The sequence below is a fragment of the Pseudomonas sp. MWU12-2020 genome (genome assembly GCF_023100605.1).
Lineage (GTDB): Bacteria > Pseudomonadota > Gammaproteobacteria > Pseudomonadales > Pseudomonadaceae > Aquipseudomonas > Aquipseudomonas fluorescens_H.
Map to the genome: position 1 here is coordinate 22,101 of NZ_JALMEX010000015.1, position 21,408 is coordinate 43,508.

The 21,408-nt window shown below is 58.8% G+C and carries 41 protein-coding genes; 23 read left to right on the forward strand and 18 right to left on the reverse strand.

Features of this window, described 5'->3' with window-relative positions; genetic code table 11:
- The 17 genes from M0814_RS25560 to M0814_RS25640 all read right to left on the reverse strand — a co-directional run bounded on the left by M0814_RS25560 (position 1) and on the right by M0814_RS25640 (position 9,318).
- Positions 1-624 carry a putative metallopeptidase gene (locus M0814_RS25560; RefSeq protein WP_103485007.1) on the reverse strand — a complete coding sequence of 208 codons (624 nt, stop codon included), beginning with the start codon at positions 622-624 and terminating at the stop codon, positions 1-3.
- Entirely contained in the window at positions 590-1,063 is a 474-nt protein-coding gene (locus M0814_RS25565; RefSeq protein WP_103485008.1) for a proteasome subunit beta, read from the reverse strand. The genes M0814_RS25560 and M0814_RS25565 overlap by 35 nt, the downstream gene beginning before the upstream one ends.
- Positions 1,060-1,248, reverse strand: coding sequence for a hypothetical protein (locus tag M0814_RS25570; protein ID WP_103485009.1), 189 nt, complete (start codon positions 1,246-1,248; stop codon positions 1,060-1,062). Before M0814_RS25570 ends, M0814_RS25565 begins: the two co-directional genes overlap by 4 nt.
- Positions 1,245-1,436 (reverse strand): hypothetical protein, encoded by a 192-nt coding sequence (locus M0814_RS25575; RefSeq protein WP_103485010.1) that lies wholly within the window; start codon positions 1,434-1,436, stop codon positions 1,245-1,247. The genes M0814_RS25570 and M0814_RS25575 overlap by 4 nt, the downstream gene beginning before the upstream one ends.
- On the reverse strand, positions 1,436-1,732 hold the full coding sequence (locus tag M0814_RS25580) for a hypothetical protein (protein WP_103485011.1): 297 nt from the start codon (positions 1,730-1,732) through the stop codon (positions 1,436-1,438). Before M0814_RS25580 ends, M0814_RS25575 begins: the two co-directional genes overlap by 1 nt.
- A 57-nt stretch (positions 1,733-1,789) precedes the next feature.
- The gene (locus M0814_RS25585; RefSeq protein WP_112997871.1) at positions 1,790-2,137 is read right to left on the reverse strand and encodes a hypothetical protein; all 348 of its coding nucleotides are present in this window, start codon (positions 2,135-2,137) and stop codon (positions 1,790-1,792) included.
- On the reverse strand, positions 2,134-2,460 hold the full coding sequence (locus M0814_RS25590; RefSeq protein WP_112997870.1) for an MFS transporter: 327 nt from the start codon (positions 2,458-2,460) through the stop codon (positions 2,134-2,136). Before M0814_RS25590 ends, M0814_RS25585 begins: the two co-directional genes overlap by 4 nt.
- Before the next feature lie 400 nt (positions 2,461-2,860).
- Entirely contained in the window at positions 2,861-3,100 is a 240-nt protein-coding gene (locus tag M0814_RS25595) for a hypothetical protein (protein WP_103486202.1), read from the reverse strand.
- Positions 3,101-3,273: 173 nt separating this feature from the next.
- A complete protein-coding gene (locus M0814_RS25600; protein ID WP_112997869.1) occupies positions 3,274-3,969 on the reverse strand; it encodes a hypothetical protein in 696 nt (231 codons plus the stop codon).
- Complete coding sequence (locus M0814_RS25605) at positions 3,966-4,577, reverse strand: recombination protein NinG (protein ID WP_097090024.1); 612 nt, start codon at positions 4,575-4,577, stop codon at positions 3,966-3,968. Before M0814_RS25605 ends, M0814_RS25600 begins: the two co-directional genes overlap by 4 nt.
- Entirely contained in the window at positions 4,577-4,975 is a 399-nt protein-coding gene (locus M0814_RS25610; protein ID WP_103486694.1) for a recombination protein NinB, read from the reverse strand. The genes M0814_RS25605 and M0814_RS25610 overlap by 1 nt, the downstream gene beginning before the upstream one ends.
- On the reverse strand, positions 4,972-5,985 hold the full coding sequence (locus M0814_RS25615; protein ID WP_146774724.1) for a hypothetical protein: 1,014 nt from the start codon (positions 5,983-5,985) through the stop codon (positions 4,972-4,974). Before M0814_RS25615 ends, M0814_RS25610 begins: the two co-directional genes overlap by 4 nt.
- A gap of 1 nt (position 5,986) precedes the next feature.
- Entirely contained in the window at positions 5,987-6,793 is an 807-nt protein-coding gene (locus M0814_RS25620; protein ID WP_112997868.1) for an ATP-binding protein, read from the reverse strand.
- A complete protein-coding gene (locus M0814_RS25625) occupies positions 6,783-7,565 on the reverse strand; it encodes a DNA replication domain protein (protein WP_112997867.1) in 783 nt (260 codons plus the stop codon). The genes M0814_RS25620 and M0814_RS25625 overlap by 11 nt, the downstream gene beginning before the upstream one ends.
- A complete protein-coding gene (locus tag M0814_RS25630) occupies positions 7,565-8,368 on the reverse strand; it encodes a Rha family transcriptional regulator (RefSeq protein WP_247868531.1) in 804 nt (267 codons plus the stop codon). The genes M0814_RS25625 and M0814_RS25630 overlap by 1 nt, the downstream gene beginning before the upstream one ends.
- Before the next feature lie 65 nt (positions 8,369-8,433).
- Complete coding sequence (locus M0814_RS25635) at positions 8,434-9,048, reverse strand: hypothetical protein (RefSeq protein WP_103486538.1); 615 nt, start codon at positions 9,046-9,048, stop codon at positions 8,434-8,436.
- A 54-nt stretch (positions 9,049-9,102) separates the two neighbouring features.
- Positions 9,103-9,318 carry a YdaS family helix-turn-helix protein gene (locus tag M0814_RS25640; protein ID WP_103486537.1) on the reverse strand — a complete coding sequence of 72 codons (216 nt, stop codon included), beginning with the start codon at positions 9,316-9,318 and terminating at the stop codon, positions 9,103-9,105.
- An 87-nt stretch (positions 9,319-9,405) separates the two neighbouring features.
- On the opposite strand from M0814_RS25640, the gene M0814_RS25645 reads away from it, so the two are divergent.
- The 17 genes from M0814_RS25645 (at position 9,406) to M0814_RS25720 (ending at position 17,421) form a co-directional block, all read left to right on the forward strand.
- Positions 9,406-10,137 carry a helix-turn-helix transcriptional regulator gene (locus tag M0814_RS25645; protein ID WP_103486536.1) on the forward strand — a complete coding sequence of 244 codons (732 nt, stop codon included), beginning with the start codon at positions 9,406-9,408 and terminating at the stop codon, positions 10,135-10,137.
- Between the two features lie 297 nt (positions 10,138-10,434).
- Positions 10,435-10,911, forward strand: a complete 477-nt coding sequence (locus M0814_RS25650) for a hemerythrin domain-containing protein (protein WP_103486535.1) — start codon at positions 10,435-10,437, stop codon at positions 10,909-10,911.
- Positions 10,912-11,043: 132 nt separating this feature from the next.
- Entirely contained in the window at positions 11,044-11,454 is a 411-nt protein-coding gene (locus M0814_RS25655) for a superinfection immunity protein (protein ID WP_247868532.1), read from the forward strand.
- Positions 11,455-11,897: 443 nt separating this feature from the next.
- Positions 11,898-12,152, forward strand: coding sequence for a hypothetical protein (locus M0814_RS25660; protein WP_103486736.1), 255 nt, complete (start codon positions 11,898-11,900; stop codon positions 12,150-12,152).
- Positions 12,153-12,232: 80 nt separating this feature from the next.
- On the forward strand, positions 12,233-12,586 hold the full coding sequence (locus tag M0814_RS25665; protein WP_103486737.1) for a hypothetical protein: 354 nt from the start codon (positions 12,233-12,235) through the stop codon (positions 12,584-12,586).
- A gap of 548 nt (positions 12,587-13,134) precedes the next feature.
- Positions 13,135-13,326, forward strand: a complete 192-nt coding sequence (locus tag M0814_RS25670; protein WP_103486609.1) for a hypothetical protein — start codon at positions 13,135-13,137, stop codon at positions 13,324-13,326.
- A 21-nt stretch (positions 13,327-13,347) separates the two neighbouring features.
- Complete coding sequence (locus M0814_RS25675; protein ID WP_103486608.1) at positions 13,348-13,569, forward strand: DUF551 domain-containing protein; 222 nt, start codon at positions 13,348-13,350, stop codon at positions 13,567-13,569.
- 21 nt (positions 13,570-13,590) lie between these two features.
- Positions 13,591-14,028, forward strand: a complete 438-nt coding sequence (locus M0814_RS25680) for a hypothetical protein (RefSeq protein WP_112997864.1) — start codon at positions 13,591-13,593, stop codon at positions 14,026-14,028.
- Positions 14,025-14,219: a hypothetical protein gene (locus tag M0814_RS25685; protein ID WP_112997863.1), complete on the forward strand. Its 195-nt coding sequence runs from the start codon at positions 14,025-14,027 to the stop codon at positions 14,217-14,219. Before M0814_RS25680 ends, M0814_RS25685 begins: the two co-directional genes overlap by 4 nt.
- A complete protein-coding gene (locus M0814_RS25690) occupies positions 14,216-14,410 on the forward strand; it encodes a hypothetical protein (RefSeq protein ID WP_103486728.1) in 195 nt (64 codons plus the stop codon). Before M0814_RS25685 ends, M0814_RS25690 begins: the two co-directional genes overlap by 4 nt.
- A complete protein-coding gene (locus M0814_RS29110) occupies positions 14,407-14,532 on the forward strand; it encodes a hypothetical protein (RefSeq protein ID WP_256617475.1) in 126 nt (41 codons plus the stop codon). The genes M0814_RS25690 and M0814_RS29110 overlap by 4 nt, the downstream gene beginning before the upstream one ends.
- A gap of 158 nt (positions 14,533-14,690) precedes the next feature.
- Positions 14,691-14,981: a hypothetical protein gene (locus tag M0814_RS25695; RefSeq protein WP_103486725.1), complete on the forward strand. Its 291-nt coding sequence runs from the start codon at positions 14,691-14,693 to the stop codon at positions 14,979-14,981.
- A 41-nt stretch (positions 14,982-15,022) separates the two neighbouring features.
- Positions 15,023-15,760: a hypothetical protein gene (locus M0814_RS25700; protein ID WP_103486726.1), complete on the forward strand. Its 738-nt coding sequence runs from the start codon at positions 15,023-15,025 to the stop codon at positions 15,758-15,760.
- Entirely contained in the window at positions 15,757-16,320 is a 564-nt protein-coding gene (locus M0814_RS25705; protein WP_103486727.1) for a siphovirus Gp157 family protein, read from the forward strand. The genes M0814_RS25700 and M0814_RS25705 overlap by 4 nt, the downstream gene beginning before the upstream one ends.
- Positions 16,321-16,327: 7 nt before the next feature.
- Complete coding sequence (locus M0814_RS25710) at positions 16,328-16,570, forward strand: hypothetical protein (protein ID WP_103486730.1); 243 nt, start codon at positions 16,328-16,330, stop codon at positions 16,568-16,570.
- Positions 16,567-17,031 (forward strand): hypothetical protein, encoded by a 465-nt coding sequence (locus M0814_RS25715; RefSeq protein WP_112997862.1) that lies wholly within the window; start codon positions 16,567-16,569, stop codon positions 17,029-17,031. The genes M0814_RS25710 and M0814_RS25715 overlap by 4 nt, the downstream gene beginning before the upstream one ends.
- Positions 17,032-17,112: 81 nt before the next feature.
- Complete coding sequence (locus M0814_RS25720) at positions 17,113-17,421, forward strand: hypothetical protein (RefSeq protein ID WP_103486105.1); 309 nt, start codon at positions 17,113-17,115, stop codon at positions 17,419-17,421.
- Positions 17,422-17,431: 10 nt separating this feature from the next.
- Here the strand turns inward: M0814_RS25720 and M0814_RS25725 are convergent, their stop codons facing one another.
- Entirely contained in the window at positions 17,432-18,100 is a 669-nt protein-coding gene (locus M0814_RS25725; RefSeq protein ID WP_103486106.1) for a hypothetical protein, read from the reverse strand.
- Positions 18,101-18,191: 91 nt separating this feature from the next.
- Here M0814_RS25725 and M0814_RS25730 point away from each other — a divergent pair, with 91 nt between their 5' ends.
- The 6 genes from M0814_RS25730 (at position 18,192) to M0814_RS25755 (ending at position 21,399) form a co-directional block, all read left to right on the forward strand.
- Positions 18,192-19,115, forward strand: coding sequence for a DNA cytosine methyltransferase (locus tag M0814_RS25730; RefSeq protein ID WP_112997861.1), 924 nt, complete (start codon positions 18,192-18,194; stop codon positions 19,113-19,115).
- A 213-nt stretch (positions 19,116-19,328) separates the two neighbouring features.
- The gene (locus M0814_RS25735) at positions 19,329-19,928 is read left to right on the forward strand and encodes a hypothetical protein (protein ID WP_103486622.1); all 600 of its coding nucleotides are present in this window, start codon (positions 19,329-19,331) and stop codon (positions 19,926-19,928) included.
- Positions 19,925-20,239: a DUF4406 domain-containing protein gene (locus M0814_RS25740; RefSeq protein WP_103486623.1), complete on the forward strand. Its 315-nt coding sequence runs from the start codon at positions 19,925-19,927 to the stop codon at positions 20,237-20,239. The genes M0814_RS25735 and M0814_RS25740 overlap by 4 nt, the downstream gene beginning before the upstream one ends.
- Positions 20,236-20,517, forward strand: a complete 282-nt coding sequence (locus M0814_RS25745; protein ID WP_103486624.1) for a hypothetical protein — start codon at positions 20,236-20,238, stop codon at positions 20,515-20,517. Before M0814_RS25740 ends, M0814_RS25745 begins: the two co-directional genes overlap by 4 nt.
- A complete protein-coding gene (locus M0814_RS25750; RefSeq protein ID WP_103486625.1) occupies positions 20,510-20,752 on the forward strand; it encodes a hypothetical protein in 243 nt (80 codons plus the stop codon). The genes M0814_RS25745 and M0814_RS25750 overlap by 8 nt, the downstream gene beginning before the upstream one ends.
- The gene (locus M0814_RS25755) at positions 20,749-21,399 is read left to right on the forward strand and encodes a hypothetical protein (RefSeq protein ID WP_103486626.1); all 651 of its coding nucleotides are present in this window, start codon (positions 20,749-20,751) and stop codon (positions 21,397-21,399) included. The genes M0814_RS25750 and M0814_RS25755 overlap by 4 nt, the downstream gene beginning before the upstream one ends.
- Positions 21,400-21,408 lie beyond the last annotated feature (9 nt).

The window sequence follows — 21,408 nt, forward strand, 5'->3', positions numbered from 1 at the left end:
TCAGGCCGACTTGAGCAGACAGGTTCCGCAGGCCCTCGATATGTTCATTTTCCCTACCTCAGCAGGCTTGTTTGCAGCGTCCACCAGCTCTTGCACTTGAGGGCTCGCCCCATACCGACGCACCACACCGACGAACTCTTCAACGTCGTGTCCGCGCATCTCAAGCTTGGGCAATCCCTCCTGGGTGAACTTGGGTGCGCCGTACTGATCGGTCGCCTGAGCAATGTGATACAGCTCATGCTCCACCAGTGCGCAGAAGTCAGCGTCGCTGCACTGAGCGCAGTAGTCGGCAGCCAGGGTGATGATGTAGGCCGGCACGTCGCCGAACCAATCCAGCATCTGCTGTTCCATCCGCGCCTTCTGCCAGCCGCCAGCGCGGAACGCCACCTGCTCAGCCTGCCCTACAACCGTTCGCCCCTTCTTCGTGAAGGCTGCAGATGCCCACATCACACGAATGTCCGCATCGATCAGATGGGCGTGGTCTTCGTTATGGATGCTGCCGGTGTCGGCAAGGATCTCGGCTTGGAGCCATTCCCACACTTCTGGAGCAGGAGTCAGGCGAATGCCGAAGTCGGAAAGGTCGGACAGCTCAAGCAGTGACGCCGGGGGGAGCGGTCTTTGCATCAGCCCTTCCCTCGTCAATGATCAGTGTGCGGATCGTGCCGCCGGTGTAAACATCACGCTTCGCCGCCGCCTCGACAGCCTCCTTGGCTGTTGCGCCCATATCCATCGCAGCGAGTGCGAAGTCGCGTCCGCTACCGATAGCAAACGGACGCTCCATCCATACCTCGTCCAACCAGAATCCACTCTCGGCGTCACGACCGATCTGGCAAAGCCTGCCATTGGTGACGACCAGCCCGTTCGCGTCGAGCGGCTTATCGCTGGTCTTCACGCCGAAAAACTCATCCATCAGGGCGGCAAAGTCCGCCCCGCAACCCGTGATCAGGAACTGATGGCCATTCCTATGGATGAGCTTTTCGTAGTCATCGTGGTCGATGAGAGAACCGCGAGTGACGCGAGAGTCATAGGCGATCACGCCGTCTTTGTAGGCAATGGTCGTCATGCCGTCACCTTCTGGAACCACTCTTCAATGATCCGGCGCACTACTGGCTCGGTCAGGATGGCGGATGGCTTGTCGCCGGCGATCACTGATCGCACCAGATCACAAGGCAGCACATGTACACCGTCATCAGCCGCTACCGTCAGGTGCGGTCGCCGATCGGCGATGTCATGGATTTCTGCGGTCATGCCTTCACCATGTTGTGGGTCTGCGCGTGGGCGTGCCCGTGCAGCTCGGCGACGATCAGTCCTTGAGGTAGACCGGCAGCCTTGGCCGCGTCGATGGCCTTGGCGATCGCGCTATCCAGTTCGGTCAGGGTCTTGTTGATATCCTGGCTCAGAGGGAGCGCGTGGCGCAGGCGGGTGACGTTGGCCATTAGGCTGCCTCGTAAGTCGCCTCGAAGATCTCTGGCTTGCATGGGTAGAACTCGCCCGCAACGCCGCGGATAACCCAATCCCCAGAATTCACAATCATCAGACCTTCGAGCGTGTTGATCTTCAGCGCCGGATAATCAAAGCCTTCCGGGTGCCGAGGTGAACAACTCCCCACCACAGTATCCATCAGGGCCGGCGTTGAGCTGCCCTTGGCCCACTCAATGATCTCTCGGTTGCTGTCTTGGGTCCCGTCATACCGAATGGCGTCAATCACAACAGGCTTCTTGCGGAATTTCATGGCTCTCTCCTTTTGGTGTCGCGACACAATTTGCTGATTCGCGATACGTGTCGCGACTTACTTGGATCGACGTTCGATCCCGCCCGGCGCCTTGTCACAACGCAGACAGTGTTCACAACTCAGCGTCCGGCAAAGCCAGGCTTTCACCCGCTGCCACCAGATGACCATGAAGATGTGGCGCATACCGGCCAAGGCCAGTGAGACGTGCAGCGTGATCCCGGCAGTGGTTGGGCCGATGATGAAAATGTTCTGGTTGCGGCTCATCACCACAAACCCGCTGATTGCGATCGCCGAATAGATCATCTTGCCGATGACGCCGTCCCGCACTCGACCGCTCAGAACACACCAGGTCGCCCACAAGGCAATCAAGCCGCAGGCGATAGAGTTGATCAGTTCAAGATTCATGGATTGCCTCCCCCGAACCGCTGGCGAATGAGCGCCCAGAGGTCAGCGGCTTTGATGGCCCGGTTGATGGCTGCGAGCAGCGATCCGCCGAATGTGCCCAGCAGGAAGCCGACACCGGCGACGATGTTCGGCTCGGTTACGCCAAGGTACGCACTGACCATACCGGTCAGGTACAGGGCGCAGGCCACTCCAGTGGTGAGGAAGATCAGCCAGGCGCGCCAATCGGTCAGATCGTCCTTGTGCCACCAACTGGCGACGATGACGCCGAACAGGCCGGCGATCAGCAGATCCAATCTGTCGAGCAGGCGGTGCAAAAAATCCATGCGCTCGACTCCGTGGGCATGAAGAAACGAAAAGGCCCCTGCAAGTGCAGAGGCCCTGAATAGGTGCGGGTGGCAGGTGCTGAACTCCTGCTTGGGTTGGCTGCCTGCATTTCAGCAGGCCCGAGAGCCTTCGCTCAGTCGGTTTGGCCAACTACCTTCGAGGGCTGAACGCATCAGCCTGCGCATTCACCCGCATGATTCGAGGGTCTTTCCCCTCCTGTCCGCCGAAGGCTATCACAGCGTCGACGCCCCTATGCATCGATCTCGCTGATCCAGTCTCGCGCCACCCTGCAGCATTGTGAGGTCAGGGTGCGCGGGCTGCCGGTGTTGATTCCGTACGTCGCACTATCCGGCTATCGACGTCCAGGCCTTCCCGAGGGCTGCCCTGGCTACAGGTGAATCAGAAAGCTGGTGAGATATCGAAGTAGTAGTCCTTCCCTTCTTCGAAATGCTCGGCGCGGTCGGCGGCCACGTTCACGGTGTATTCACCGTATGGCGTGTACTTGCCGTAGATCGCATCTTCCTCCGCCGGATTGGCCGACCACACAGCACCGAAGTGCAGGCGGGTCAGTGATTCCGTCGAGCCCTGAACAGGCCCTTTGGAGCGAAGAGTCATTTTGCAGCGGGTGATGTGGGTCATCGGTAGATCCTCGAACGTCGATTGAGCAGGAGGGTCTTTCCGGTCTTTCGCCTGCATTTGGGCAATAAAAAACCCGGCGCGGTGGCCGGGTTTCGTTTGTCACTCCTCGATACGCGCAGGAATGACAGGATGGGATTAATTTCGCTCATCCGCTCACTGATGTCAACAGGCAATCATGCAGCTTGTTCAATCAGCAAACCTTCCACCTCCAGAATGTCGGCAGCGTGCGCCAGAGCCTCGTCGACCAAGACGTCAGCAGCCTTGCCGATATCCTGTCGCCACCGGCGTCGAGTCGACTCCGGGGTGCCGTCGTTATCCCAGGTGTTCATGTCGTAGAAGCTGTCCTTCAGCACGATCATGTCGGCTGATCGGGACTCGTCTCCCCTCGCCTTGGCCTGGCCTGCCGCCAGAGCCGCCTTCACCACTGCTTCGCGACGCCACTTCGGTGCATCGAGCGGGATCTCGACGGATACGGACGTGGCCACCTTCGGCCGCGCCCCCTTCAGCTGCGGGATAGCCCAGGCAGTGGTCGCCTTGAACAGGAACAGCTTCGGGGCCGGAGTGTTGATGAGGGTCTGCAACGCTGAGATCGCTTGCACCTTGCGTCCCTTGTGGGTGCTGTACTTCGCCACAAGCGCATCCCAGTGCTTCGGATCGAGCGCACTGTGCAGCCTGGCAGACACCCAGCAGTCCACCTGCGTGCGGTCGATGGTGTCGGCGCCACGGGAACGGACCAGTGTCGCCAGATCGCCGCCCTCCTCTTCGTCGGCAGAGTTGTACAGCTTCTGCCATGCCTGTTTGCTGGTGTTGTCGATGGCCTCAGCCGCGAGGGCGGAGACAACTGCGTTCAGAACGCTTGGATAGATCATGCTACAGCCCTCTTCAGTTCGCGGGTCTTGGCTCGGTATTCGGCCTTGATGGTTTTGATTTCTTCGACGGTAAGCTTCTGGGGCTGATGAGGCCCTTCGATCCAAGCCACCTTGTCGGCGCCGATGCGCTGCACCAACCGGATGCGGTACTCGACCGCGTTGCCGGACAGGTTGCGGTTGCACTTCACGCACTGGCGGTGGATGTTCAGCGGCTCGAAGCGCAGCTCTGGGCAGGCGCCGACGGATCGGTAGTGGCCGGCGTCCCATCGACTGCCGGTCATGAGGTCGTTGTCGTTCGGCATCGAGTCGCAGCTGATGCACGGCAGGTGCGCATCACGCAGGCGGACGTATTCGTTCACCGCCGCCTGGGCTTCGCGCAGGTGGTCAGCCCTGGTCTTCAGTTTTTCTTTGCGGACTTTGATCTCGCGGCGATCACGCTGAGCAATTGCCTTCTTCGCTTTCTGCTCATTCCGGGGCGCGTCCTTCAGCGCGCAGGCTGGGCTGCACACTGCCTGACCCAAACGCTGAGGGACGAATGAGGCCCCGCAGGAGGCAACACGGCATTTCTTCGGCTTGGGCGCCTTCTTTTCCTTGATGGCTACGCGCATCAGTACCGCCCTCCCCACTTGTCCTGCTCGGTCCAGCGCACGTCATGCTCGGCGCCGAAGGCATGCATCAGCTCGAACAGATCACTGAACCACTTCTGCGACTGCTTGCGGGTCGATACGGCCATCACGACGAAACCACCGTCGAGGCCGGGCTCAGCGCGCTGTTTCTCCAGCGAGGCGCTGAAAAGGCACTTCCAGTCCTCACTGGTCAGTTTTTTGCCGTGCCAGATGACCTGCTCGGACACGTCCTTGAGCATTGCCCACATCTTGCGATTGCAGACGTCAGGGCGCTTCTCGTCCTTGATGACGACGATCTTGGGTTTGGTGAAGTCGGTGGCGTGCAGGACACCCATGAGGCGGCTGATGTCGCGCTGGCTACGGATTGCGAACTCGGTCATTGCCCGAACTCCTTGAGCAATTGGCGCGCGCCAATGACGGCACCTTTGTCGCCAGATGTCCGGCTGATGTCCTTGAGCCATTCCAGCATTCGGGTGTTCTGCGCTTTCAGGTCGATGACCGTGCCGAGCAATGCATCGCCGTCATCGTCCATATTTGCCTTGAGCGCTTCACCGATCGCGCCCATGTCACAAGCAGCCGCCAGAAGCATGCGCTTGTGTGATTCCAGATCCTTGCGAAGCGACTCGGTCTCTTCCTGCAACTGGCCCGCACCACGCTGCAACGTCTCTACCTGGCTGCGCAGCGCCGTATTCTCTGAGCTGACGTGGCTGAACTGGGTGGCGATGTGTTCTTCCAGCGACACCTGATCACGCTGCCAGTCGGCCTCGTCGTGGAAGTAACCGAAGCGCTCGCAGAGGCTGCGGTGGAAGTTTTTGAAGCTGGCCTTGATCCGGTCGATGTTCACTTCTTGCCTACGGATGCGGGACGCGGCAGCGAGAAGAACAACCACGAAGGGGTCTTCCCCTTCTTCGCAGGCGTTTTCCTGAAATGACTGGGCTTTGTCGACCAACTCTTTGATCAGGTCTTCCGCCAGCCAGTCATGCGGACCCTTCAGGGCCTCGATCTCGGCGATCAAGGACAGCACCGCTGAAGGTCGAGCGGCCAGGACCAGGTCGGCGTAAGCCTTGTTGGTTTCCATGATTTCCAGAAAGGACCGGTTCTGGTGCACATCAAACACGATGCCGTGGTCATTGCGAATGTAGAGCGATCCGTCGCTCTCCATGTACCGGAGAGAGAGCGAATCTTTGCAGGCCTCGGCGGCACGTTTCAGCTCGGTGTAGCCATCCATAGCCGCCTGCCGGATCCATGAAGCCCACGCGCTCTGGGTTTTCTGCTCCACGTAAAAACCACCTGGTAGCCTTTCCAAGCACATACCCTGCTCGGCGGCGTGCTTCTGGAATTTCACGCTCTCTGCTGCGAAATCAGGCTCGACGCAATTATGTTTGGTCATATCAAAACCCCTCCTTGCCGCGCTGAGATTCCCATTCGAACGGGACCACGATCATTCCGCCCTCGCGCAGACGGTCGACACAACGCTCGCCCATCGCGCCCGGAAGCTGGTGCGCATCGAGGTTGGAGATCACCACCGTTGGGCGCTCCTGCTCGTACCGGCCGTTGATGATTGCGAACAGGGTCGTCAGTTCGAAGTCGCTCGGCTGCTCCTTGCTCACACCGACTTCGTCCAGCACCAGCAGATCGGGGTCGATCAGGCTCGACAGGATCTCTGCCTCGGTGCGTTCGCTGTGCTTGTCGTACGTGGAGCGGATTGCCTGAAGGATTGCGCCGACAGTGCGGTACACGGCCGTGCGCGACGTGTTGTGCAGCAGTTCGTTGGCCATGCCGGCGCCGAGGTGTGTCTTTCCGGTACCCGGTTTGCCGATCAGCACCATGCAGCGACCGGTCTTCAGGATCTCGTCAAAGATCTGAACGTAGTGCTGGCAGAACCGGAGTGCTTTGCGCTGGCCGTCATTCTCGGCCTGGTAGTTGCCCAGGGTGCGAGTGGTGAAACGTTTCGGGATCAGTGCGTCGCCCAGCTTGCGAGCGAGGGACATGCGCAGCTCCATCGCCTTGTTCGCCTGCTCGGCGGCTTCGGACTTCTCGCGGGCGATACGGCTGCATTCTGGGCAGTTGCTTTTCAGCTCTCGGCCCAGTACCGCGTAGACCTTCTGGTCGTAGGCACCGTGGGTTTCGCACTCGGCTGGCTGGATTCGAGTGCCCGGCGGCAGTTCTGGAGTTGCTTGGACTGGCTCAGAGCGCATAGCTGCCGTCCTCTCGCTGTTTCAGGCCGGACGTGTAATCGCGTTCAGCGAAGCCGGTGTGCCGGGATTTCGGAAACGGGTGCACATTGCTGGCGACCTTGTCCGGGAAGATGCCTGTCCAGCCGTTGGAGATCGAGGTGGCAAGCACCTGATCCGGCGCGGCGTGCCCCAGCAAAGCCTTGGCCTGCTGCTCGCAGCTCTTGGCGGTCAGCGGCTTGCGGATTTCCTTGCGGTGCTGGCACCAGTCGGCCCAAGCCTTTTCCGAGACGTTCTCGGGCTTGGCAGTGAGCGGATCGAACTTGGCAGACTTCGCCGGTGCGCCAGCACCATGCTTTTGATCTTGCTCTTTCTTCTCTTCTCTTCTCTTCTCTTCTCTGGTCCGCGTTTTGTCCGCATCGCTTACGGACACATTGCGGACAGAGTTGTTTTTGCGGTCGTTGCGCTTGCGCTCGCTGTCGTTGGCTCGGCGCTTTGCACTGGCACCGTTGTGCTCGTCAAAGCGAGGCATTACAAGGCTTCCGTCGTCCTGCACGGACGCCCATTCCACCTCGATCATGGCTTGGGTAAAGCCTGGCCAGCCCACCACAGCGTCCATCGCATCGACGCTGTAACCGTGCAGCACGCCATCATCGGAATGGGTGTCGAAGATGCTCCATGCAATGTGCAGTCCGCCGATGATCCGCAGTCTGTCCGCTTTCAATGCGGACACCATGCGGAAAACTTTCGGATGTGTCTGAAGGTCGATTCGCATTTTGATCCAGTCCCCGGCCATTACGCGGCCCTCAGTGCTTTGTCGTGGGTGAAAAGCCCGTCCCAGGTCTTCTTCATTGGCAGCTCGCCGGCCAGGTACAGGTCGTAGAGGCGCACGGCGCCCTTCTTGAGCAGAACAGGGGTGAAGGAAACGAACGGCTCGCGGCCGTGGGGAGTGACTTCGTGCTGATGCTCGGTCATGTACTTGTCGCGGGCGTAGGACGCCACACGAAAGCGCAGGCCGGATTTGCTCTCGTTGTAGAGCCAGTTCCGGCCTTCGAGGAATTTGCCAACCTGCATGACGTTGACCCCATTGAGGCCCTTGCAGAATTGGGTATGGGTCATCCCCTCCTTGAACAGGTTCTCCATGGAGTGGATTTTTGAGGCCTGCGCTTCGACCTGGATGGTCAGTTGCAGTCGCTGCTGCTCAGCCTCGAAGGCGAGCTGGATGAGGTCCATGCGGGACAGTTCACGGGGTTGGGCAATCTGCCCTTCCAACTCCTGCCAGCGATCCACCAGCGCGGCGGTGAACTCGGGACTGAGCTGGGCAACAACAACGAAGCTGTCGCGCTTGCCGACGTGGTAGACGGATTCGGTCCGTGGGCGGCCCAGCGAGTCGCGGAATTGTTCATCCCCCATTGGGGGTTGGACAACTACACCGCGCTCTACTAGGCGCTCGATGGATTGTTTGACCTTGTCATGGCGCGAGTCGACCAGATCGGCAATCTCGCGGGAGGACATCGTGGTACGCGACACGTTTTCAGAATTCGAAAAACGTGTCGCGACACTGTCGGGGGTATTGCTTGAGATGGGTTGGCTATGCATAATCGGCCTCATCAAGTGTTAATGAATTAGCCGGGGCGCAATCCCGGCTTTTTTGTGCCCGGGATTCAGGCAAGCTTCAAATTCGGTCGGTGTTTTGCGATCAGTGCTTCAGCCTTCCGGCCAAGCTCCCCTGCCCGCGCTTCGACCTGACGGCACTGCTCGGCGAACGCCGGAAGATGCGGCAGGTCCTCTTCGCACATCACCTGGTCATCAAAGACTTCGCTGCCGGTATCGATCACATCGCCCAGTGCGCGGATCAGCGCACCAAAGCTTTTGTTGGCACATTGGTCGCTCTGCATCTGGCGAGCGCCGGTCAGTCCGTGGCGGCCGGCCAGCTCATTGATGCAGTTGTCGCGAAACTCAGGCTCCAGAGCGTTTACCCAAGACTCCTCCAGCCAAGACGGCATCTCCTGATCCCCGGAGAGCCAGCGCTGTACACGCTTCAGCCAGCGACCGGTCGCCTTCACAAACTCGCTCACGTCTCCGGTCAGCTCTGGCGAATTGAAGTCCGGAACTTCCTTCTTCTTGGCGCGCTCAGGAATCGACAGGTGCAGCTCACGGCTCAGCGATTGCGCGAAATCGTCCTGACTCAAGCTGGTTCGGGCGATCTGGTTTGCCGCATGCGCCACCAGCACTTGGTCACGGGTTTGGGCGCTATGTCTTGGACTGGACGTTTCCATGGGGACTGCTCTCTTCTAATCTTGCTTCAACGGATTGGCGGACAGGGATGTCGCTTAGGCGACCATCTCGGCCCAAGGAAACGACGGGCACAGGTTTTCTTTTTTGAAAGCACCTTCGGTCAGCGCCTCCGCTCGTTTGGCAATAACCGGAGACATGCCGTGCTTCCCCCGAACCCAACCGGAAACGGTACTCTGATCAACCTTGAGCTTTTCAGCGGTGGCCTCCTGGGTGCCGAAGTAGTCAACGAGGCCCTTGTAAATTGCGTTCATGATGCCCCTCCATACGGGAATACCCATATAGTAGGTTATGGGAATACCGATTTGCAAGAGTATGGGAGCGCCCGTAATACTTCACGGATGGAATTCAAAGACCGACTCAAAACCGCCCGCCGCCACGCCAAGCTCAATCAGACTGAGCTTGCTGAGCGCGCCGGACTCACGCAAACCTCGATCTCCGATTTGGAGAGGGGGAAATCGAAGGCTACCGCCTTCGCAGCTCAGATCGCCTCTGTATGTGGCGTGTCCCCGATGTGGCTGGCTGAAGGTGTCGGTGACATGCTCAAGGGTGTGCCTGATCATCAGGCTGAACGCATCCAGCCCAGCGTGAAACTTGGCACCATCGAAACCTGGGATGACGAAACCCCACTCGATGATGACGAGGTCTACGTCCCTTTCCTCCATGAGGTGGAGCTGGCAGCCGGATCCGGAAAGTTTGCGATCGAGGAATGCGACAGCTCGCGGCTGCGCTTCTTCAAGAAAGACCTGCGCCACAACGGCGTTCAGTTCAGCAATGCGAAATGCGTGAAGGTTGGCGGGAACAGCATGATGCCCGTGCTGCGCGACGGCGCCACTGTAGGCGTGAACGTGGGGAAAAACTCCCTGAGCGATATCGTCGACGGCGAGATGTACGCCATAAACCACAACGGCCAGCTCCGCGTGAAGCAGGTCTACCGGATCCCGATCGGAATCCGCCTGCGTAGCTTCAACCGTGACGAGCACCCGGACGAGGACTACACGTTCCAGCAGATCCAAGAGCAGCAGATCTCGATACTTGGGCATGTATTCTGGTGGGCTATGTACTCTCGCTGATGGACCGGGAAAAAAACCTAGCACCGACTATGCTCATAACTCCTCATTATTTAATAGCCCGCCTCCCCTTTGGCGGGCTTTTTTTTGCGCGCGATAACCGTCTTCTGCAAGGCGGATAAACCGGTATCCGTGCAGAGTGCATGCCCTCACCTCGCCATCAGCTCTGCGAAATGCTTGAAATCGTTGAGTCTTTTACTTTCGGGCGGTTGGCACAGAAGATGCGCTTACTACTGGGAGAACGTGAACCGCAGCCGGAGAGCTGCTGACGCTAACCTGTGATAGATGAGGCATACAAAAATGAACGCTATTGACCTTCTCAAAGCCGACCACGAAAAAGTAAAGGGCATCCTGAGCCAACTGAGCGAATCCACTGACCGCGCTCTGAAAAAACGCGTCGAGCTGCTCGATAAGCTGGAGATGGAGATCACCATCCACACCCAGCTGGAAGAGCAGATCCTCTACACCGCATTCAAAGAGGCCGGTGGTAAGGAGCAGGACGAGATGTACTACGAGGCGAAGGAAGAGCATCGCACGGTGGATTCTCTGGTGCTGCCAGACCTGAAAGGCACTGATCCGTCTACCCCGGAGTTCGCCGGTCGCGTAAAAGTCGTAAAAGAGCTTCTGGAGCATCACATCGAAGAAGAAGAGACTGAAATGTTTCCTCAAGCCAAAAAGCTTTTGGGTAAAGCGAAGCTCGATGAGCTGGGAGAGCAGATGGAAGTGATGAAGGCTTCAATGAAGAAAAGCTTGAGCAAAGGGGACTTGGCGGCTTGAAGATGTCACTAGCTCTATTTGCCAAACGAGCCCGGCCTAGCGCCGGGCTTTTTCATGCCCTCTCCCGCTCACGCCAATGGTGGCGCACAGCCACGAATGGTAAAATCTGAGCTCAATTGATGGAGGGATCCAATGAAGATCGTAGGCCTGATTCTGCTCGGGATTGTTTGCCTGGTCAGCTACCTGATCGGGAGCGGCACCAACGGCTTTGCAATGGTCGCAAGTATCGTTTTCTTTCCCAGCGCGATCGCGCTGTACTTCTACCCGACAATTTGCGCTGTTGGCGAGCACCCCAAGGCCACGCCGATCTTCGCGCTAAACCTCCTCGCCGGCTGGACTTTTATCGGCTGGGTTGTGGCTTTCATCTGGGCACTCAACAAGCCCGCCATCTACACTGCCCGTCCGGTCGAGACTACAACTTACGCCGAGGATCTTGCTGCCGCTGCCGCGAACAAGGAGTGCCCGTTCTGCGCGGAAACCATCAAGGCCGCCGCCAAGAAGTGCCGATACTGCGGCTCTGACTTGGAACAACATGCGGTGTAGATAGCGCGAGCGTCATCGGAAGCCCGCCAAGCGCGGGCTTTTTTGCGACCAGAAATACGGGAGACTCAAATTTTATGGGAATACCCATTGACACAAAATATGGGCTTGCCTATATTTCTTCCACCGCAGCGACACACAGTCACTGCGAAGGGCCTCAAGAGACCCGCCGCTCTTTAGCGACACCCCTTGCCGGATCACCACCGGCCCAGATTCAAAGGCAGCGATGAACCGGCCTCAACGGTTCAGAGGGTTGGCAACTGACCCGGGCGTGCAGCGTAAAACGTCGAAAGCAGTTATCCAGCGGGAGAACAAGCCGAAAGGCCCGCGGCTGGAGGAACAATTTGAATAGATCTGTACCGCGCCAGTAGCGCCGAAGGATCAGCGGAATTTTTCACTGATGCACCTGGTGACGGGTGCATTGGGAAAACAACCGGAGAGACGACATGCCGAAATTCATCCTCGACTACATCTGGCTTTGCCGGGAATGCAGCCTTGATCGCCGCACGGTCGGCAACATGCGCTCCATCGTGATCCCGGCGCTGCAGAGTCGCGCCGCTGAGATTCGCCGCGCGGCTGGTCTTGTTCCAGAGGGTTGCCCAGAGCTGGAGCAAGACGCCGAGTTGCTGGAATCGGCGGTAAGAGCAGGCCTCCAGCGCTGCGCACCACAACCAGCACAGCAAGAACTTTTCGCAGCATGAGATTTCACTGGCTGGCCTTGGCGACAGGGCCAGACGGGAAATCAACCGACAAGTCAGACTTGACTGTTCGAGGTGAGTAGATGGAAAGCAACAGCGAATTGAGCGCAGCTGACAGGATTCTGGCAAGAGTCGGAAAAGGGCCAAGTCTCGAAGAGGCCCTCAAGGAAAGCGCAGCGGCAGCCAAAGCGCCTTCTCGGATCAGTCAGATACTCGGCAAGGATGCGCCAGTGCAGCAGCGCTACACGAAAGCGCGCCGCCGCAAGGAGCGCCGGGAGATCTCGGAAAAGGCTCTGCGTGAAGGAATAAAGCGCATCAAGGAGGCGCGACGTACCGCGCCAAAGGAATGGGAGCGCGCCTACAACAGCGCTATCAGCCAGATCGAGATTCTTCTGGATGAAGTCCTCGCCAAACAGTGGGCGCCGGCTGAGTTGTAAACCCTGAGTTTACAACTGCCCGATCCTCTCTATGAGAGCGCATCGGGGTGTGATCTGTGACGAAGCATCTAAGCGCGGCGACGTGGTTGCAAATCGGCGGCTTGCTACTGCCGAAGATGAGACGGAACCGCCAGATCACACCCCGATGCGGACGAAACTGCGGCCTATAACCGCCCACCTGCATGCAGCACCAACTGAGAACGGCGAGCGCCCGCCAAGATGCCAACGGCGCGCATTGGAGGATGACCATCATGAAATAGATGACCTGATCCACCTCGCGCGGCGCGGCAAGCCTGAAGGCCGGCGCCCATCACTCATACAGGCAGCGGACAGTAGGCCATCGATGTCACCGCGCATCGGCCGAATGAGGTAGGCCACCCTTACGCACGTCGACAATTTGATGATGCAAACCCGGTCTGTCGCCAGTAGCGAGACCGGGCCACCCTCCCCCGACACCACCCGAATGCACTCTCCTCCGCGCCCAACGGCAACCAGCGGAGCGAACGAGTGCATCCGGGTTTTGTTGGATAAACCACATGGAGCAAATCATGGTCGAGCAACGAGCGCCGTATCCACGGTCGGCGGACAACGCCGATCAGATGAACCTGCCCGAGGGCAAGACCTGCGGCGACTGCGTGCACTGCCGTCGCTGCACGCTGATGTTCGGCCATATCCCGGCCGACGAGTCTTGCGACTGGAGTCCTTCGCGCTTTCGTGAAGCCGTCCCCGCCACCGCCTAACCCCAAACACTGGAGGTCGCCATGAGCGGCTGGATCAAATGCAGTAATCGATTGCCGGACCTGCCAAAAGGTGGCGGCAAGCACCACGTCATCGCCTACACGCCAGCCAAGCAGGCGCAGCGATTTGCGAACGGATCGCGCTTCCTCTACTGGAACGGCATCGACTGGCGCTACCCGGACGGGTCTCGGTTCGAGCATCGCGTCACGCACTGGCAGCCCTTCATCACTTCGCCCACCGACTGACCCGCCGATCTGGAGGCACCCATGAACGCAGCACTGAAACTCTGCCAGGCCAACTTCGACGCTCAGTTGCCTCCGGCGGTGAGCGAGTCGGACGAGGATCGGGAATGGCTGGAAAGCGCCGCTGAACAACTGGTGTGCGGCTCGGATGTGGAATGGAAGCGCCGGTTTGGCCCGGTGCGGAAGGTGACCTCAGCGGAGTACGCCGAACACCTGCAGCACCACCTGAATCAGCGGCAGATCGACGGGCTGGATGATCGTGATTCGTTCGCCAACCTGGTGCTGGCTGTCGTGGTTGGCAGCCAAGCCGAGGCGCTGACACACGCCAAGCACCTGTTGGGCAGTAACAGCCCGGTCACCCAACTGGAGGCGATCGCCGCCAACTTCCTCCGCCCTCACGCCGCCGATGCTGTTGCTGCTGAGCGCGAAGCGGCCGAGGACGATGTGGACAGCGACATATGAGCGCTCACATCGCCATCGATAAGGCTCTGGAGGCTGCTGAACACGCCGGCGCCCGCCAGATCGACGAAGCCCTGGCCGAGGGGCTGATCATCCAGCACTTCACGGCCAACGCCATCACCGCAGAAGAATTCAAACACTACAGCGCCCGCCTGCTGAAGATCAGTCGGCAGCGCAAGGAGCTGGCAGCATGACCACGCCTATCGTGACAACGCTGGTTGATGAGCAACTGGCAGACATCGAGCGCAAGATCGCCGTCCTGGGTTTCGGCCTCCCCTTCAATGAGGTCATCGGCCGCAAGCGCGAGGATCTAGTCGACAACCTCCCGCAGCGACTGTCGGTGACCATGAAAGGCGGACGCATCGCTGTGAGGGCTAGGCCATGAATCTCGTCTACTGGATTCTCGTCGTGGTTCTGGTGGTCGGCGCAGGCACCCTCAAGGTCGTCAATAGCGAGCCCGGCACCTGCCAAGTCCCAAAATCGACCACCTACAAGGTGTTCCAGTGACCAGCCGCCAATGGGCGCGCCGTCTGATCATCTGGCGCGGCGCGTTCTCCTCCCTCGGCGTTTTCACCTTCCTGATGCTGCTCAGCGCCCTCGCCGATCGCATCACCTCCTGACTTTCAACTTCAAGCGCTGCGCACGTCGCGGCCAAGGAATACCCCGTGTCCGCAAAAGAACATACGCCAGCACCATGGACCGTCCGAGAGATCTCGCATTCGAACGTTCCAGGGCAGCGCGCTTTCGCAATCGACTTCAACGACGACCAGGAGCAGGTAGTCGACTGGGTCTATGAAGAGGCTGACGCCAAGCTGATAGCTGCCGCGCCCGACCTTCTGAGCATTGCAAAGCGCTGGGCGGCACTCGATGCGCAGTGGCATCCAGATCGTTACGAAAGCGAAAAGGCTGAATTGCTTCGAGACACCCGGGCAATTATCGCCCAAGCCACCGAATAACCCTTCCACAGCGCCCCTCTCCGGTGGCGCGGAGAACAGTCATGTCCGATAAAAACATGCAGATTTGGTCCCAGGTCGAGAAGACAGACACCCGGTTCACCAAAAAAGCCAAGGTGAACGGCCAGGACATCACCAGCCTGAGCGGCACCGCGATGGTTATGAAGGCCACCGAGCTGTTCGGCCCGGTTGGCATCGGCTGGGGTTGGAAAATCATCGAAGAACGGTTTGATGACGGCCATGAAATCTTTACCGGCGAAGGCGATAAGCGTACCTGCATCGGTCGCGAGATCGGGCACACGCTGAAAATTGCTCTCTGGTTCATGCAGGACGGCCAGCGCGGCGAGATCGAGCAATACGGCTGCACTCGGTACCAGTACAAGACCAGCTATGGCATGACCACCGATGGCGAGGCGCCGAAGAAGTCGCTGACTGACGCAATCAAGAAAGCACTTTCCATGCTTGGGTTCAGCGCGGATGTGTTCCTTGGATTGTTCGATGATGAGACCTACGTCGAGCAGCTTAAGGAAGAACAGGCGATCGAGCAGGCAGTGGACAAGGATGCCGAGATCCTTCGTCAGAAGCAGGAGCGACTGGACTGGCTGAATTCTGCGGTGGAAACGATGGGCAAGGCCGTCACCGCCCACGAACTGAAGATGCTGAACGTGAAATACATCCGCGAGGCGACCCGCCGCAACGAGCCGACATTCATCGCCCGAATCACTCGCGCTTTTGAAGAGCGCAAAGCGGCCCTCGAGCCTGGCAAGGAGAATGCAGCATGACCCAGCTATACGCACTGACCGGCAAACTCGCCGAACTTCAGGGAATGGCAGACACCGACGACGAGGGCCTGAAAGAAGCCCTGCAGCACGCAATGGACGAGATCCAAGGCGAGTTTGAGGTGAAGGCCGACAACATCGTCATGCTGCGTCGCAACATTGAAAGCGACGTGACCGCCATCGAATCTGAGATTGAGCGACTGACCGAGCTCAAGCGCATCAAGTCCAACAGCGTTGCGCAGATCAGCGATTACCTGCGCCGGAACATGGAAGCGGCAAACCTCAAGTCGATCAAGCGCCCGCTGTTCACCATCACCTTGGCCATGGGCAAGGAGAAGGTCATCGTCGACAACGAGGACGCGGTGCCCGACGAACTGACATCCGTGAAAACTAGCATTGCCCCGGACAAGAACGCGATCGCCGCCAAGCTCAAGGAAATTCGCGAGCACAACGAAGCCGTGCGAAAGCGCATGGCCGCCGGCGAAGACGCAGAACACGAACTGATCGAAGAACCTGCCTACGCGCATTTGGAGCGCGGCGAAAGCTCGATCCGGATCAAGTGAGGCCAGCATGATCAGCAACCACCTCAACCTGATCGAGCAACAGCGGCAGAACGCGGAAGCCATCAATGACCAGATCGCCCAGTTCCTGGCAGCCGGCGGGCGGATCGACAAACTGAAAAGCCCGCCGCGCAATCCGCTGCCACCGCCCCGCTCGAACAAAATAGACCCTGAAACGGTCCTCAAACGGCGCCCGAAGCCGATACCGGCCGCCGACCGCAGGGCTCTTCGCAAAATGGCGGACTCGATATGAAGTCGAAACGCAAACCCAACAACGGTTTCGCCCGGGCAGAACGCAGTTGCCGGGCGCTGCTGCGCACCAACCACGTCGCGGTGGTGAACATCGACCCCAGCGGCAGCCAGATCATGGCGAACTGGAAGAGCTGCAAGCAGATCCGCAGTCTGGCGATCGCAAACGCAATCTTCGACTTCTCCTACCGCTGGACGATCTATATCGGCGCCATGTGCCGCGATGAGCGCGGCGCCGAGTACATCAAGTCGGTCGAGATCTCGCCCGAGGGTATCTACAAGGTAGAGAGCCTCACTGATGCCATCGAGCATTACTACCTGGAGCTGCGCAACAGCGCGAACCCAAACCACTTGGTAGCGTCAGGCTGGATCGCCATCCCCGACGAAGTGTCAATGGATGAAGCCCAAGCCGCGAAGCTGTTCTACGCCGCCGGCGCCTGGCATCAGGTGAAGGTTGCAGCGTGAGACGAACCATCAACCGGGCGGCCACGCGCCGCCGACAGACCTGGCTGGACTTGCCGGTCAGCGGAATTGAAGAGGTAGGCCATGGCCAAGAGCAACGCGCAATTGCAGAAGGATAAGCGCGCCAAGGAGAAGGCGCTGCTCGAGCGGATCGGCGCCGAGAAGCGATCGCTGATTGTTTCGAAAGCGCTCGATGACGCTCTGTTGATCCTTGGCGAGCGCCATGACTTCGAGGAATGGCAGGAGACGGTTTCTACGCTGATCATCAATTTGGCCGCGGCGCCGGCTGAAGAGTCGGAGCGCTTCGCAAGCATGTCGCGACCAGAAATCGTACTTAAGGAAAAGTGGTCGCGGCAGCTTGAGGCGTTCGCCGCGACTGGCGTTGAGGCTTGAACTGAGTTGCCTAGTGTGCCCCTCCTTTTGACCCGACTGAAACGATGTAGCTGGTATTCACGTCCGCAGTCACGCCATTTACAAAAACATGCCTCATATCACCCGGGTCGTCTGAGAATATTGCGATCCGCGCGCCGTGTTGGTCTTGAAAATACTTTCGGTGAGCAGGAATTGTTACTGCAATTCGATACTCATTTTCGACGCTATAGATGTCACGCTTGTAGAACAGCACAGACATCAGATCTGGAACAGGGCTTTCCATGATGGATGGGTAGTAGCTTACGTCTCGATGAATAACTTCAACTCCTTCAAGGATAGAAAAAGCAGCCTTCAGTATTTCTACAAGGTGCAACACATCTACCTCAATGCAGGTATCAGCCTTGAATCGCTCAAACAGCTCTGGGTCATTTCTTTTGCCACTAAGGCAAACACAAAAACAGCGAGACGGGCTTAGGGTCATGACCGGGTTTGCGGTCATATCTTGGGGATTTAGCTTGCGACCGTTAACACTGAAAGTTACTTGCTCCTTGTCGTAGACAAACTCCTTGGCGAGCTCATTGTCTCGCATCTGATCGTTTTCCATTATCGAGTAGTAAGCGATGTCACTCAGTCGCAGGCCCTGCTTTCCTTCGATCCAATCCTTCAGATACTGCTTTTTACCATAGAGATATTTGTTCACAGGCAGCTCCCGAGCCTCAATGCCGGCCCCACGCCGGGCCGAACACAAATACCCCACTTTTACGAGTCACGCCAGCCGGCGAGGATCCCCTATGCAATCAGCAATCGACTTGTTCGCCGGCTTCGGCGGATGGACCCGGGGCGGCCGCAACGCCGGTCTGAATGTTCTCTGGGCAGCAAACCACTGGCCCGAGGCAGTCGAATGGCACACGCGGAACAACCCGGATACCATCCACGCCTGTCAGGATCTGCATCAGGCGAATTGGGCGGACGTGCCGAAGCACGACGTGATGCTCGCCTCTCCCTGCTGTCAAGGGCACACCAAGGCTCGCGGCAAGGCTGCCGGCAACCCTCAGCACGACAACTCGCGGTCAACGGCCTGGGCACCGGTACAGAACGCCGAGGTAAACCGGCCGGACTTTGCGGTGATCGAGAACGTACCAGAATTCATGGACTGGATTTTGTACCCGGCGTGGGCTGACGCAATGCAGAGACTGGGCTACGCACTGGCCCCGCACATCGTGGACTGCGCCGATCTCGGCGTCCCGCAGCATCGCGTTCGCCTGTTCATGGTCTGCTCGCGCAGCAAGGCACCCTTGCACCTGCAGCTCCCCCGCTATCAGCACGTGCCCGCCCGCGACATTATCGACTTCGATGCCGGCAAGTGGTCGCCGATCAACAAGCCAGGCCGCGCAGCATCAACGCTGACTCGCGTGAAGAATGGCCGTGAGCGCTTCGGTGATCGGTTCGTGATGCCCTACTACGGCTCAGGCTCGGGCCTCACTGGTCGCAGCCTTGACCGCCCGATCGGCACAATAACCACGCTGGATCGCTGGGCAGTCGTTGACGGCGACATGATGCGGATGATCAGCGCTGACGAAGCCATGGCCGCGCAGTCGTTCCCGAAAGACACGCTCCGGCCGGACAACCACAAGTTGACCATGCACATGACCGGCAACGCGGTACCGCCACTCGCCGGGCAGCGCATCATCGAGGCACTGAAAGCCGCGGCGTAGTCACAGCAAAGGCCACGCCGTTAGCCAGTCCGCCAAGCGCATCAGGATCTGGCTCAGCAGCTCGATAAGTACCTGGTACATCACTTCAGCGATCAGTCGTTTCATTCGGTCGTGCTCCGGCTCGTTGGATGACCCATCCTGCCGTCACGACAAAATCGCTTGTATACCTCCCGCCCCTCCACCGCCCGGGCATGCCCCGGCATAGGACGCCCCATGCCCACAGAAAAGATGAAGGCCTATCACGTCGGTGAAGGCTCCGAAGGTGAACACGTGATCACCTTCGCCACCAACAGCGCAACGGCACGGCGCGAAGGTGGCAATGAGTTGAACCTGACATTCGAAGAGGTTGAGTTCTGTCGGCGCGCGCCGTGGGCTGATCAGTTCGCTGGCCAACCGTTCATCCCGGCCAAGGCCTACCACGAGCAGGGCTGGTGGTTTTACTGCAACAACTGCGAAAACCAGCTCTACGAGGACGAGGAAGACGACGAAGGCAATCCGCTCGCGATCGTCTACGACGGCAGGCACGCTTACTGCGATCAGAGCTGCAAAGATGCGCGGGACAAGAAGATCTCCGACGCGAACGCCAAGGGCGAGGCCTTCAAGGCAAAGGTACTGGCAGAGCGACCTGATCTGACATTTACCGAGTGGAGCATCGGGTGGCCGCGTATTTCAATGTCGGCCACATTTCAGTTCCCTGGCTCCAAGTATGGCGGATCGGTAAGTGATCACGAAGGCGACGGCACCCTGAGCTGGTACGTGGCCCAGGGCGACAAGGCAGCTTGGGACTTCTACCAACAGGAGCGCGCGGCATGAAGCGCATCTACCTCAGCGGTCCCATGACCAACATGCTGGACCTGAATTTCCCGCTGTTCCATTCCACGGCCGCCACCCTGCGCGCCGCTGGGCACAGCGTCATCAACCCCGCCGAACTCAACCCTGACCCAGGCACCTGGAGCGAATGCATGCGCCGTGACATCACCGCGCTGATGGAATGCGACACAGTTGCCACCCTGCCCGGCTGGCAGGATTCCCGCGGCGCCAGCCTGGAAGTGCACATCGGCAAGGAGCTCGGCATGAAGGTTGTGAATGCCCATGATCTGGTATTGATGGAGATTGCAGGATGAGCGAAGTAAAACGGTACTCGGCAGCCCTGACGCATGCCGAAACGTCGTCGATGTACGAAGCACCGGACGGCGAATGGGTTGTGGCTATGGACTTCGACCGGGTCACCGCCGAGCGTGACGCCCTGCAGCAGCGCCTGAACGCAAATGATCAACGAGTAGATGATCTCTCAAGCCTTATGCAGGCTTTGGTTGACAACCCGTTCAAATTTACAGATGCCTACCGCGCTCGCATGGCGGCCGCCCTCAACCCCAACCCCGGGGCGGAAAGTCATGCATAAAGACGATCTGTTAAAGGCGCAATCGAAACTGACGTACCGACAGCTATCTGAACTGAAGACCCTGATTAAAAGCCCGCTAGGTTACTTCGGCTCTTGCACCAACCAAACAATGAACGCGCTGAAGAATCGCGGGCTTGCGGACATCGAATGGTCGGTGGTTCCTGGAAGTGTCTACCGAAAAGAAAAGTGGGTAATCACCGAATTAGGGAAAGCTGTTGCGGAGGTAAGACCATGACCAATAACCCAACAATTGACGGCGTGTCGCGGGAATTGCTTGAGCGTCTTTTCGAAGGATTCAAACAGGGCAATTGGTATGCTGAAGCGCAAGAACTGCGCGCCCTGCTGGATGCCCCTGTCGTCGAGCGCCAGCCGGTGGCATGGATTGAGATTGATGAAGACAAACCAGCAGGAAAAACTATCGATTGGTACAACTCGGATTTGCTCGAGATCCCTTTGGGTACGAAGCTCTACGTCGCACCGCCAGAAGTCGCCGCCCTGCAATCCACCATCGCCCAGCTACAGGCGCGGGTTGAAGAATTGGAGAGCGGAAGAGATGAGCCGTTCGCGTGGGTCGTTGTAAGCCCTGAATTTGGAATCCTCAGCGATCTGCAAACAACTGAAGATGATGCCAAGGATCTTGCGCACGACATGGACTGCGAATTGCCCGCGCATCACTCCGGCGGCAAGCATGAAATCAAGGCGCTGTTCACCGCCCCGCCAGCGCCGGTCGCGGTGGCCCTGCCAGACCAAAAGATTCTGAGTTTGATCGTAATGAAGGCAGCTCGACAGACGGATCTGATTGCCGGCGCGAATTACCACACCGCCGCCGAGTTAGCTGCTGGCGCCCTGATGTACGAAATAACCGCCCTCAATACCAAGTAACTCCCTCCC